General features: G+C 72.3%; 7 protein-coding genes and 1 pseudogene. 5 read left to right on the forward strand and 3 right to left on the reverse strand.

Features of this window, described 5'->3' with window-relative positions; all coding sequences use genetic code 11:
* Window positions 1-203: 203 nt before the first annotated feature.
* Window positions 204-1,190 (reverse strand): sulfite exporter TauE/SafE family protein, encoded by a 987-nt coding sequence (locus A3IC_RS0135965; protein ID WP_020554930.1) that lies wholly within the window; start codon window positions 1,188-1,190, stop codon window positions 204-206.
* Window positions 1,191-1,448: 258 nt separating this feature from the next.
* On the opposite strand from A3IC_RS0135965, the gene A3IC_RS58455 reads away from it, so the two are divergent.
* Together A3IC_RS58455 and acs are read left to right on the forward strand one after the other, a co-directional pair.
* Window positions 1,449-3,794 carry a SulP family inorganic anion transporter gene (locus tag A3IC_RS58455; protein WP_086018517.1) on the forward strand — a complete coding sequence of 782 codons (2,346 nt, stop codon included), beginning with the start codon at window positions 1,449-1,451 and terminating at the stop codon, window positions 3,792-3,794.
* A gap of 148 nt (window positions 3,795-3,942) precedes the next feature.
* Window positions 3,943-5,931 carry an acetate--CoA ligase gene (acs, locus tag A3IC_RS0135975; RefSeq protein ID WP_020554932.1) on the forward strand — a complete coding sequence of 663 codons (1,989 nt, stop codon included), beginning with the start codon at window positions 3,943-3,945 and terminating at the stop codon, window positions 5,929-5,931.
* A 77-nt stretch (window positions 5,932-6,008) separates the two neighbouring features.
* Here acs and A3IC_RS0135980 read toward each other — a convergent pair whose 3' ends face one another.
* Entirely contained in the window at window positions 6,009-6,989 is a 981-nt protein-coding gene (locus tag A3IC_RS0135980) for an ATP-binding protein (protein WP_020554933.1), read from the reverse strand.
* Window positions 6,990-7,274: 285 nt separating this feature from the next.
* On the opposite strand from A3IC_RS0135980, the gene A3IC_RS0135985 reads away from it, so the two are divergent.
* The gene (locus A3IC_RS0135985; protein ID WP_020554934.1) at window positions 7,275-8,078 is read left to right on the forward strand and encodes a Fic family protein; all 804 of its coding nucleotides are present in this window, start codon (window positions 7,275-7,277) and stop codon (window positions 8,076-8,078) included.
* Window positions 8,079-8,505: 427 nt separating this feature from the next.
* On the opposite strand, the gene A3IC_RS0135990 is transcribed toward A3IC_RS0135985, so the two are convergent.
* Window positions 8,506-9,312 carry an HAD family hydrolase gene (locus A3IC_RS0135990; RefSeq protein ID WP_020554935.1) on the reverse strand — a complete coding sequence of 269 codons (807 nt, stop codon included), beginning with the start codon at window positions 9,310-9,312 and terminating at the stop codon, window positions 8,506-8,508.
* Between the two features lie 593 nt (window positions 9,313-9,905).
* Here A3IC_RS0135990 and ssd point away from each other — a divergent pair.
* Together ssd and A3IC_RS71615 are read left to right on the forward strand one after the other, a co-directional pair.
* The gene (ssd, locus tag A3IC_RS58460; RefSeq protein WP_052173964.1) at window positions 9,906-11,000 is read left to right on the forward strand and encodes a septum site-determining protein Ssd; all 1,095 of its coding nucleotides are present in this window, start codon (window positions 9,906-9,908) and stop codon (window positions 10,998-11,000) included.
* A gap of 215 nt (window positions 11,001-11,215) precedes the next feature.
* Window positions 11,216-12,370 (forward strand): annotated as a pseudogene (locus A3IC_RS71615) (TadA family conjugal transfer-associated ATPase); the annotation flags it as partial.
* Between the last annotated feature and the right edge of the window lie 481 nt (window positions 12,371-12,851).

Below are 12,851 nucleotides of genomic sequence, written 5' to 3' on the forward strand. Positions count from 1 at the left end.
TCACCTCTTCCCATGGACATGCCGGACCGGGCTGTATTCCCTATCGATACATACGCACGCCGGGGTCCCCTGGTTGCGTGCGTGCCCGGACCGCTTCCCTGCCTACCCGAGTCGCGACGCATCGGATCAGGCGGGGAGCGTGAGTGCGGACACACCACCGTACGGGGAGGCAGGCTCCGCAAGCGATCCGCGTCGCGCGGCCGTCAGGGGTCCGCCCGGAACTCGATCCGTCCGCTGTACATGCCCATCGCACAGGTCCAGGTGAGGGTGCCGGAGCGCGGTGTGCCCAGGTCGATCCCGGTCTCCCCGGTCGTCGGCAGGACCCGCTGCACGTCCCGGGCGGGCAGCACGAAGCCCCGGGTGCAGCCGGTGGTGTGGTCGGTACGCAGCACCAGGACGGTGTGCACGCCGGCCCGGGCCAACGCGCGCGCCGGGTGGTAGCCCTCGTTCTCGACCCGGACGGTGACCCGCTGAACGCCGTCGGCGCCGGTGCTCGCCGCCGCGTGGTCCACGGTGCCCACCGCGGCCGGCGTCCACCAGCCGCCCAGCCGCAGTCCGGAGGCGATCGTCCAGGCGGCCACCGCGAGCACCAACAGGCCCAGGAGCGCGGTCGATCGGCCGCGCAGGACCCGCCCGGAGGCGCCGACCAGCAGGCCGAGTACGGCGAACAGCGGGAGAGTGCCCAGCACGAAGCCGGTCAGAACGGCGGCTCCACCGAAGGCGTTTCCCGAGGTCACCGCGACCAGTTCGACGCCCAGGGTGACCCCGCACGGCACCAGCACGGTGGCCGCGCCCAACAGCAACGGGCCGCGGCCGGCACCGCGGGACGAGGCGCGCGGCAGCAGTTTGCCGACCCCGGGCACACCGAGCATCGACAGGCCGAAGAGCACCATCAGCGCGCCCGCCAGGACCAGCAGGATCGCGCGGGTGCCGGGCGTCGGTTGGATCGCGCCGCCGAGCAGACCGAGCAGGGCGCCCAGAACGGCGTGCGCGACGAGCTTGGCGCCCAGGAAAGCGGCCAGCGCCCGGGGAAGCAGACCGCGCGGCGCCGCGCTCGCGCAGTCGCCGGCCGGGGCCGGGCACGGGCGGACGGCGCCGGCGAGCAGGCCGCCCTGGACCGCCGCGCAGGACGCGCCGCCCGCGAGGAACCCCGCACCGAGCCCGGTCGCGAACAGCGTGAGCACCTGCACGGAACCACCCCCACTCCGGGGAGATTACGGGCCATCACTCACCGTGCGGAAGGTTCTCGGCAGGAAATGCCTGTTTCACCCATGTGGGTGCATATTTTACGTTCCGAAAAGGATAGCCTTACTGTGACGAGGGAAATACTTAGAGTTAACTTGGCCTATCCGGCCCGGCTCTCTCGTTCGACTCGCGCGCGCCGCCATCCCTGCGGCAGCCATGCCCGCCATGACATGACTGACATGACTGACCCGGAGGACACGGACATGCCCGTTGCCCCTGACACCACGCCCGCACCGGCCTCCCGGGCCGCCACGCTGCGCGCGGATTTCGGCGCCTCACTCGTGGTTTTCCTGGTCGCCGTGCCGCTTTCGCTCGGCATCGCCCTCGCGGCCGGCGCCCCGCTCGGCGCCGGCATCATCTCGGCGGTGGTCGGCGGCATCGTCGTCGGCCTGCTCGGTGGCGCACCGCTCCAGGTGAGCGGCCCCACCGCAGGGCTGACGGTGATCGTGGCCGGCCTCGTGCAGACCTACGGCTGGCGGGTGACCTGCCTGGTCACCGTCGGCGCCGGCCTGCTGCAGATCCTGCTCGGCCTGCTCCGGGTGGCCCGGGCCACCCTCGCCCTGTCGCCGGCCGTCGTGCACGGCGTCGTCGCGGGCATCGGCGTGGTCATCGCACTGGCCCAGTTGCACGTGGTCCTGGGCGGCGCTCCGCAGCGCTCGGCCTGGGAGAACCTGCGCGAGTTGCCCACCCAGGTCGGCAATCTGCGTGCGCCCACGGTCGCGGTCGGGGTGATCACCGTGGTCCTGCTGCTCGGTTGGCCGATGCTCGGCCGGCTGCCCGGGCGGTGGGCACGGCTCGGCAGGGTGCCCGCGCCGCTGATCGCGGTCTCGCTCGCCACGGTGACCGCGGGCGTGCTGCACCTGAACGTGGCCCGGGTGGACCTGTCCTCGGTCACCCTCACCACCCCGGTGTTGCCGCCGTCGGGCGCGTGGAGCGCGATCGCGGTCGGTGTGGTCAGTGTGGCCCTGGTCTCCGGCATGGAGTCGCTGCTCTCGGCCGCCGCGGCCGATCGGCTGCACCACGGGCCGCGGGCCGGCCTCGATCGCGAACTGATCGGCCAGGGCGTGGGCAACGTGGTCTCCGGCACGATCGGCGGCTACCCGGTCACCGGCGTGGCGATCCGCTCGGTGACCAACGTGCGGGCCGGTGCCCTCACCCGGACCGCGACGATCCTGCACGGCGTGTGGGTGATGCTTTTCGTGGGTCTGCTGGGTGCGTTCGTCGAGCGCATCCCACTCGCGGTGCTGGCCGCGCTGGTGATGGTGGTCGGCATCCAGATGGTCAGCCTCGCGCACATCCGACACGTGCACCGCCATCGCGAGTTTCCCGCCTACGCGGCCACGATCGCCGGGGTGATCCTGGCGGGCGTGCTCCAGGGCGTCCTGCTCGGCGTGGTGGTCGCGGTGCTCACCGCGCTGTATCGGCTCAGCCGCAGTACCGTGCGGGTCCATCCCGGCGACGGCGTGCTGCACGTCGAGGTGCACGGGTCGCTGACCTTCCTGTCGGTGCCGCGACTGTCCCGGGTGCTGGGCAAGTTGCCGCCGGGCGAGCACGTCGTGGTCGACATGACGGTGGACTACCTCGACCAGGCCGCGTTCGAGGCGGTGCACTCGTGGCGGGCGGGCTACCTCGCGCGTGGTGGGCGGGTGGACATCGAGGAGATCCACGACGGTTGCTACGAGCGGGCCGCGGGCGGTTCGCCGGGCCCTCGGCGCTCCCGGCTGACCCCCTCGCCGCGCTGGTTCGCGCCGTGGTGGCACTGGCAGCGGGCCTGCCCGCGCGAGGATGGCACCGCGTCCCAGGCGCTGGTGGCCGGCGCGCGCGAGTTCCAGCAGCGCACCGCGCCACTGGTGCAGCCGTTCCTGGAGCGGCTCGCGCTGGAGGGGCAAAAGCCCGCCCAGCTGTTCATCACGTGCGCCGATTCGCGGATCGTGCCGAATCTGATCACCGCGAGCGGCCCCGGCGATCTGTTCACCGTGCGCAACGTCGGCAACCTGGTGCCGCGCGGCGAGGCGCACGCCGACCCGAACACGGCCGACGCGTCGGTGGGCGCGGCGATCGAGTACGCGGTGTCCGTGCTCGCAGTGCGCAGCATCACCGTGTGCGGGCACTCCGGATGCGGTGCGATGGGCGCGCTGCTCGACAAGGTCGGCGAGGCGCCCGAGGCCGGGTCGGAGCACGGCACCACGCCGCACCTCGATCGCTGGCTGCGCCACGGCGACGTGTCGCTGGCCCGGTTCACGGCCGGCCCCGCGCCGACCCTGACCGGGTATCAGATGCCGCCTGTGGAACAACTGTGCCTGACCAACGTGGTCCAGCAGCTGGACAATCTGCTCGAGCACGCGGTGGTCGCCCAGGCGGTGGCCGAGGGTCGACTCCGGTTGTTCGGGTTGTACTTCGACCTCGCCTCCGCGCAGATGTACCTCTACGACGGCGTGCGCGGCGATTTCGGGCCGGTGGACGCGGAGCGGGCCGAGTCCGGGGTGCTGCCGGAGGCGGTCGCCACGGGCGCCGAAGATCACACTTTTCCGGCACTCAACGCGGGGTAACCACCCCGTACGATCGCGCCGTCGGCCGCGATGCGCCGTGGCCCGATAAGTGGTCTAAACCAATCGCGGTCCTCCTCTTGCCGGCTCGGGCCGGTCCCTGATGAGCTACGGCGGAAGGAACCGACCGCAGCAGCACGGAGGAGTACGCGTGAGCAACGCAGACCGGAACACCGGGGACAAGGCCGGAGAGGCACTGTCGAACCTGCTGCGCGAGGAGCGACGCTTCGCGCCCCCGCCGGCGCTCGCGGCCGCCGCCAACGTCAAGGCCGACGCGTACGAGCGCGCGTCGGCCGACCGGCTCGGCTTCTGGGCCGAACAGGCCCGGCGGCTGGACTGGGCCGTGGAGCCGCAGGAGACGCTGGACTGGTCGACGCCGCCCTTCGCGAAGTGGTTCGCCGACGGCAAGCTCAACGTGGCCTACAACTGCGTCGACCGGCACGTCGAGGCGGGCAACGGCGACCGGGTGGCGATCCACTTCGAGGGCGAGCCGGGCGACACCCGCACGCTGACCTACGCCGACCTCAAGCGCGAGGTGTCCAAGGCGGCCAACGCGCTGACCTCGCTGGGTGTCGAGGCGGGCGACCGGGTCGCGATCTACCTGCCGATGATTCCCGAGGCGGTGATCTCGATGCTCGCGTGCGCACGCATCGGCGCCCCGCACTCGGTCGTCTTCGGCGGTTTCTCGGCGGACGCGGTGTCCTCACGTGTCAACGACAACGACGCGCGGATCGTGATCACCGCCGACGGCGGCTACCGGCGCGGCAAGCCCTCCGCGCTCAAGCCGGCCATCGACGAGGCGCTGGAGTCCTGCCCGGACGTGCGCAACGTGCTCGTGGTGCGCCGCACCGGCGGCGACGTCGCGTGGACCGAGGGCCGCGACATCTGGTGGCACGACCTGGTCGACGCGCAGTCCGAGGAGCACGAGCCGCAGGCGTTCGACGCCGAGCACCCGCTGTTCATCCTGTACACGTCGGGCACCACCGGGAAGCCCAAGGGCATTCTGCACACCTCCGGCGGTTACCTGACCCAGGCGAGCTACACGCACAACGCGGTGTTCGACCTCAAGCCCGAGACCGATGTGTACTGGTGCACGGCCGACATCGGCTGGGTCACCGGGCACTCGTACATCACCTACGGCCCGCTCTCCAACGGCGCCACCCAGGTCATGTACGAGGGCACGCCGGACTCGCCGCACCAGGGCCGCTGGTGGGAGATCGTGGCGAAGTACGGGGTCACCATCCTGTACACCGCGCCCACCGCGATCCGCACCTGCATGAAGTGGGGCGACGACATCCCCGCGAAGTTCGACCTGTCCTCGTTGCGCATCCTGGGCAGCGTGGGCGAGCCGATCAACCCCGAGGCGTGGATCTGGTACCGCGAGCACATCGGCGCGGGGAAGACCCCGATCGTCGACACGTGGTGGCAGACCGAGACCGGCGCGATCATGATCAGCCCGCTGCCGGGCGTCACCTCGACCAAGCCGGGTTCCGCCCAGCGCGCGCTGCCGGGCATCTCGGCCAAGGTCGTCGACGACACCGCGACCGAGGTGCCCGACGGCGGTGGCGGCTACCTGGTGCTCGACGAGCCGTGGCCGTCGATGCTGCGCACCATCTGGGGCGACGACCAGCGGTTCAAGGACACCTACTGGTCCCGCTTCGAAGGGCTGTACTTCGCCGGCGACGGCGCCAAGAAGGACGAGGACGGCGACGTCTGGCTGCTCGGCCGGGTGGACGACGTGATGCTCGTGTCCGGCCACAACATCTCCACCACCGAGGTCGAGTCGGCGCTGGTCTCGCACGCCAAGGTCGCCGAGTCGGCCGTGGTGGGCGCGACCGATGCGACCACGGGCCAGGCCATCGTGGCGTTCGTGATCCTGCGCGGCTCGGCCGGCGACTCCTCCGAGGCCCTCGTCGCCGAGCTGCGCGAGCACGTCGGCAGGGTGCTCGGCCCGATCGCGAAGCCCAAGCGCATCCAGGTCGTCACCGAACTGCCCAAGACGCGCTCCGGGAAGATCATGCGCCGTCTGCTTCGGGACATGGCCGAGGGCCGCACGCTGGGCGACGTCACCACGCTGACCGACTCCTCGGTGATGGACCAGATCTCCGCGCAGCAGTCGTCGGCGGCGGCCGAGGACTGAGCGGGTCGATCGTCGGGTCGACGGGGCCTCGGGCGGCCCGTCCCTTCGGGGGCGGGCCGCCCGCCGCGTTTCGGCGTTCAGACCGCGGCGGAGATCGCGTGCGGGCCGAGTACGAATGCCGAGTCGACCTGCTCGGCGAGGTCGACCCCGGTCTTCGCGTTGGCCCAGCCGCGCGCGTTCCTGAGGTGGAACTCGACCATCTGCGCGGTGTACCGCTCCCAGTCGCGGCGCTCGAAGCGGGCGTCGCAGGCTCGCAGCAACTCCTCCAGCGCGGCGCGGTTGGCCGGCTCCAGGGTCTCGAAGCCGGGCGTGCGGCCCTTCTCCAGCGCGCGGACGAAGTCGGACTGCACCGTCCAGGTCAACAGGTCCGCACCGACGTGCTCGCGCAGGAACTCGACGTCCTCGGGGCCCTGAACCTTGTTGCCGACGACCGCGAGCGACACGCCCCAGTCGCGCGCGTAGTCGCGGTATTGCCGATAGACGCCGACGCCCCTGCGGGTCGGCTCGGCGACCAGGAAGGTGATGTCGAAGCGGGTGAACAGCCCGGAGGCGAACGAGTCGGACCCGGCGGTCATGTCCACCACCAGGTATTCGCCGGCGTCGTCGACGAGATGGTTGAGGTAGAGCTCCACCGCGCCGACCTTCGAGTGGTAGCACGCCACACCCAGGTCGGACTCCTCGAACGGCCCGGTCGCCATCAGCCGCAGGCCGGGCAGGCCGGGCACCTCGCGCGCGCACGCCGCGTGGATCGGGTTGTCGTCGGCGAGTCGGATCAGCCGCGAACCCCGGCCGGGCGGCGTGGTCTTGACCATCTCGGCGACCGAGCCGATCCGCGGGTTCTCGCCGCGCAGCCACTCCTTGATCGTGGGCAGCTCGGCGCCCATCGCGGGCAGTGCCGCGGCGGCGCGCTCGTCCAGGCCGAGCGCCACGCCCAGGTGCTGGTTGATGTCCGCGTCCACGGCGACCACCGGCCGACCGGTGGTCGCGAGATGCCGGATGAACAGGGACGACAACGTGGTCTTGCCGCTGCCGCCCTTGCCGACGAAGGCGATCTTCACGGATGGGCCCTTCGATGACGGGTTCGACGATCCGGGTTCCGAACCGCTGGGTCCGAACCGGCGGGTCCGAACCGGCGGGTTCGAACATCCGGGTTCGAACGTCCGGGTTCGATGATTCGGGTTCGATGATTCGGGTTTGACAATCGTTTTCGAATAGGATCATCCGTCGCTTACCGTGTTCACGTCAAGTCGTTCGGTAATCACGAGGTGGTCGGCGCGCCGACCGCAGGGGCGCGCGCGGGCCGGTGTCGCGGGCGGTTTCCCGCGCGGCGTAGGGTCGCCCGGGTGAGCACCGCAACCGATCCCCTCGCCGCTCTCGCCGCGCTGCCCGGCGTGCCGGAGTCCGTCGAGGACACCCGCAAGGCCGTCGACCGGCTGCTCGGCCACCGCACGATGCGCCGCCGCAGCATGGACATCAGCGCCGAGTCCGCGCTTCGAGGCGCGCGGGCGAGTGCCGCGCTCGAAGGCGTCGACTGGTCGCTGGAGGAGATCCGCCGCCGGACCGACTTCTCCTCCTCGGGCGAGGACGGCGCGGTGATCGCGGGCGCGCTGCGGTTGTCCGCCGAGATCGGCTCGCTGCTGGGCACCTGGGGGCACAGTCCGCTCCAGGTGCTGGCCCGGCTGCATGTGGTCGCGGCCGCCGACGCGGTGCCCGCGGAGGCGCTCGGTCGACCGCGCCGCGACGGCGAACTGGCCGGTCCGCTGCCGTCGGCGGAGGAGGTGGCCGCCCGCCTGGACGGGTTGTCCCGACTGCTGCTCGCGCCGTCCTCGGCGCCCGCGATCGTGGTCGCCGCGGTCACCCACGCGGAGATCCTCACGCTCGCCCCGTTCGGCTGGGGCAACGGCCTGATCGCCCGAGCCGCGCAGCGGATCGTCCTGGTCACCCGCGGTCTGGACCCCAAAGGCGCGGCCGTGCCCGAGGTCGGTCACCTGGAACTGGGCGTGGACGCCTACGCGGCGGCGCTGCGCGCGTACGAGAGCGGCACCGCCGAGGGTGTCGCGACCTGGATCCGGCACTGCGCCGAGGCGATGACGCTGGGCGCGCGCGAGAGCGTCGCGGTCTGCGAAGCGGTGATGCGCGGGATCTGATCGGGTCCCGCGGGCCGGCGTCCCGTGGACGGGACCTGACACACGAGACGGCGGCGCCCTTGCGGACGCCGCCGTTTGGTCACTCCCACCGGGGTACCAAGCGTGCACCTGTGATGACGATCGGCTCCGGCATGCGCATCCACGGGGGGAAGAACATGCAGGTCGTCCGACGCGTCGGCCCCTACGAGGGTCGGTCGCACGTGGGTTCCCAGCGGTCGTGTCCGGTCCGCGCGAGCCGACCGCCGAGGCGGGGTCGTACGGGCCGTTGGTCCCTTTTCTAGTGGCTTGCCGGGAGGAGGGGAACCCCTGGCCCAAGATCTTTACTTTTGGCCTTTGTCGGATTTGCTCCCGATCCGCCGTGCCCTCGGCCCGCAGTCGAACCGCTCGGCCCGGTTTGCGATCCGTGTCCCGGTGGAGTGCCCGGGGGTCAGCGGCGCTTCTTGGCGAGGTACCAGACGAAGCCGGCCGCGGTGGCGCCCGCGCCGATCGCGGTCGCGGCGAGCACGGGGCGCGAGGGGACGGACAGGGACGGCACCCGCTGGCGCAGCGCGACCGGCCGGCTGAACACCAGCACGGGCCAGCCCCGCCCGGTCGCCTCGCGGCGCAGGCCGCGATCGGGATTGACCGCGTACGGGTGGCCGACTTCCAGGAGCATCGGCAGGTCGGTGATCGAGTCGCTGTACGCGTAGCAGGAGGTGAGGTCGTAGCCCTCGGTTCGGGCCAACTCCTTGACCGCCGCGGCCTTGTTGGGCCCGTACGCGTAGAAGTCGATCGCGCCGGAGTAGCGGCCGTCCTCGACGACCATCCGGGTGGCCACCACCCGGTCCGCGCCGAGCATGTCGCCGATCGGCTCGACCACCTCGGCCCCGGAGGAGCTGACGATGACCACGTCGCGGCCCGCTGCGTGGTGTTCCTCGATCAGGGACGCGGCCTCGTCGTAGATGATCGGGTCGATCATGTCGTGCAGGGTTTCCGCGACGATCTCGCGCACCTGCTGGACGTCCCAACCGCGGCACAGCGCGGAGAGATATTCGCGCATGCGCTCCATCTGGTCGTGATCCGCGCCACCGACGAGGAACACGAACTGCGCGTAGGCACTCTTGAGGACGGAGCGGCGATTGATGAGACCGCCGTGGTAGAAGGATCTGCTGAACGCCAGCGCACTGGACCTGGCGATGATGGTCTTGTCGAGGTCGAAGAAGGCTGCTGTCCGCTTCGGAGCCTGGGTTTCCACAGTTCACGAGGATAAGGGCAGCCATTCGGCGTAAACTCCACGTCATGGGTTTGCTAGAGAACCCCCTCGGGTACATCCTGGAAGTCACGGATCGTTCGCGACCGTGCTAACCCGGTCCGACTCCTCCCCCCCCGAGTCGGCCGTGGAGACGACCCCCGCTCTCCCCCCCGGCGGGGGTCGTCGCTTGTCCGGGGGGATTTTTTGCGCCCGTACGAGTGCGTGAGTCGGCCTTTGTCCGAGTAACCGCCGTGGTGCGTGATTGTCGGTGCGGTGTCCGGGGCGGCCGGGTCGGATTGAATCCGCGATTCCGGGTCGACCGACGTGGGTGTGGCCGGCGACTTTTCCCTGAGTGTCGTTCTCCGCTGTTTCGGGTGGATTCCCGGGCGATTTTCGGCGTTCTACGCGCGCCGATGCCAAAGGCTTGTCCGAAGCCGCTCGGCTGTCCCTCGTACGAGTGAATCCGCTATCCACAACCACGGTCTTGTGCACAGGCACGAACCACCCGCTCGGCCGAGCGCGCGCCGGCGGCGACGGTGGGGTCAGTTCTCGGGAGGGCCGGTTCGGACGGACCTCCCCGACCCCCTGGAGGTTCTGTGGCAGCGCTTTCCCCACCCCGGCCGGCCCGCCCGCTCCTGGTGACCGGCGATCCGGCCCTGCTCGACGATCTGCTGCGGTTGTGCGCCGCGGCCGGGATCGAGCCGGAGGTGCAGCCGGATGCGGGCGCGGCGCGGACCGCGTGGCCGGCGGCGCCGCTGGTGATCGTCGGCGACGATGTGACGCCGGGCCTGGCCCGGTGTGGGTTGCCGCGCCGGGAGGACGTGGTGCTGATCGGCGCCGACCTGGACGACGGCGATGTGTGGCGACGGGCCCTGGACGTGGGGGCGGACCACGTGGTGTTCCTGCCCGACGCCGAGGCGTGGATCGTCGACCGGCTGGGCGATGTAGCGGAGGGCACCGGGCCGGACGCGCACACGATCGCGGTGCTCGGCGGTTGCGGTGGCAGCGGGGCCAGCACGTTGGCCTGTGCGCTCGCGGTGACTGCGGGGCGCCGGGGGCTGAACACCGCGCTGGTGGACGTGGATCCACTCGGCGGGGGACTGGATGTGCTGCTCGGCGGCGAGGACGAGAGCGGTCTGCGTTGGCCGGACCTGGCGAGCGCGCGCGGCCGGATCGACGGTGGCGCGCTGTCCGACGCGCTGGTGCGTCTGCACGGGCTGACCGTGCTCTCGTGGGACCGCGAGCGACCACCGGGGATCCCGACGGAGACGATCCGCTCGGTGGTGCGGGCGGTGCGCAGACGGCACGACATCGCGGTGCTCGATGTGCCGCGGCACACCGACTCGGCCGGGGCGGAGGCCCTGCGGCAGTGCGACACCGGGTTGTTGGTGGTGCCGGCCGAGGTGCGGGCGCTGGCCGCGGCGGCGCAGGTGTCGGCCCGGATCGGGCCGATGTTGCGCGACCTGCGGGCGGTGGTGCGCCGGCCGAGCTCCTCGGGATTGACCTCCGAGGCGGCCGCGCGCGGCCTTGGGCTGCCGCTCGCGGGCGAGTTGCGACCGGAGGCGGGGTTGTCGGCCGCCGCCGAGCGGGGCGATCCGCCGGGCCTGCGCTCGCGCGGACCGCTGGCCCGGTTCTGCCGTGAATACCTGGCGGGCAATCCCGCAGGCATGGTGCGCAAGGAGGCCGCGTGAGTGCGCGCGAGGTGCCGCCGATGCCGCCGTTCCCGCCGCCGACGCCCGTGCCGGGTGGGTCGCCGCCACGGGGTGGGCGGGAGGTGCGGCCGACGGGGGTGCCGCAGCCGCCGCCGTGGCCGGTGCCGACGCCGGCCGACGGGGGCACCGGGGTCTTCTCGGCACCGCAACTGCGGACGGTGCCGGCGGCCGGCACATCCGCTCCCGCGCCGGCCGTGCCGTTGCCGCCGGATCCGGATCTGGTCGAGGCGGTGCGGTCGCGGTTGGCCGCGGGCGGACACGAGCCGACGCCCGGCGCGGTGGCCGCCGCGCTGCGGGCCGAGGGGCGGGTGCTCGGCGAGGCGGCGTTGCCGGACCTGGTCCGGGCGTTGCGCTCGGAGATCGCCGGGGCCGGGCCGCTGGACGCGCTGTTGCGTGATCCCGAGGTCACCGACGTGCTGGTCAACGCGCCCGACGAGGTGTGGATCGACCGGGGTGCGGGGCCACAGCGCACGGCGGTGACGTTCGCCGACGACGCGGCCGTTCGGCGGCTCGCCCAGCGGCTGGCGAGCGGTGCCGGGCGGCGGTTGGACGATGCCTCGCCGTACGTGGACGCGACGCTCGCCGACGGGATCCGATTGCACGCGGTGCTGCGTCCGGTCGCGGTGCGGGGGACGTGCCTGTCGTTGCGGGTGCCCCGGCGCACCTCGCTGGGCCTGGCCGATCTGGTTCGGGCCGGTTCGTTGTCGCCGGTCGCGGCCGAACTGTTGTGCGCGGTGGTCTCGGCGCGCGCGGCGTTCCTGGTCTCCGGCGGCACCGGTTCGGGCAAGACCACGCTGCTCGGGGCACTGCTCGGATGTGCCCATCCGGCCGAACGGCTGTTGCTGGCCGAGGACTCAGCCGAGCTGACGCCGCGTCATCCGCACGTGGTGCGGCTCGAGTCGCGCCCGGCCAACGTCGAGGGCGCGGGCGAGGTGACGCTGCGGGACCTGGTTCGACAGGCACTGCGGATGCGACCGGACCGACTCGTGGTCGGGGAGGTGCGCGGCGCCGAGGTCGTCGAGTTGCTCGCCGCGCTCAACACCGGCCACGAGGGCGGCTGCGGCACGGTGCACGCGAACTCGGCGGCGGACGTGCCGGCGCGGCTCGAGGCGCTCGGCGCACTGGCGGGCCTGGGCCGGGACGCACTGCACAGCCAGTTGGCCGCCGCGCTCGACTTGGTCGTGCATGTGGTGCGCGAGCGCGACGGCCTGCGCCGGGTGGCCGAGATCCACGTGCTCGAACGGGACACGGCGGGCTGGGTGCGCCCGGTGTCCGCCATGCGCTTCGAGCGCGGGGGCGCGTGCCGACCCGGACCGGGCCACCAGCGGTTGAGGGCGGGGGTGGGGCGATGGTGGGGGGTGGGTGGTGGGGAGGTGGGGTGGGCTGGGAGTCGGGGTGCGCCACGTCGCCTGGAGTGGGCGCGCAACCGGCACAGCCGGCCTGGGTGGGGCGTGTGGTGGGTCGGGATTGCTCGGGGTTGGGCGTCGAGGGCCGCCCTGGGTCGGATGTGCGACCGACACGGGCCGCTCGGGTGGGCGGTGGCGGGTCGGGGTTGGCGGGGTTGGGTGTGGCACGGGGATGGGTTGCCTGGGTCGGGTGTGTGGCGGGTCCGAGCGGCCCGGATTGTGAGTGGGGGAGCGGGCTCGGTCGGGGCCGTGGGGGTGGCGAGTTGGGGGTGGCCGGGGTCGTGAGTGGGCGGGTGTACCCGGCCGGAGTCGCGGGCGCAGCAAGCACGAGGCCGCCGGAGTCGCGGGGGCGGCGTTGCTGCTTGTTGGGCGCCTTCGGCGCCGGCTCGCGAGGCACCGCTTTTTCTTTCCCCCGCTTCGCTCC

The organism is Embleya scabrispora DSM 41855, assembly GCF_000372745.1.
Taxonomy (GTDB): Bacteria; Actinomycetota; Actinomycetes; order Streptomycetales; family Streptomycetaceae; genus Embleya; species Embleya scabrispora.

What these genes read in the sequence shown, in the direction of transcription:
- A3IC_RS58455 (WP_086018517.1), top strand. Translation starts at nt 1,449, where the DNA reads ATGCCCGTTGCCCCTGACACCACGCCCGCACCGGCCTCCCGGGCCGCC.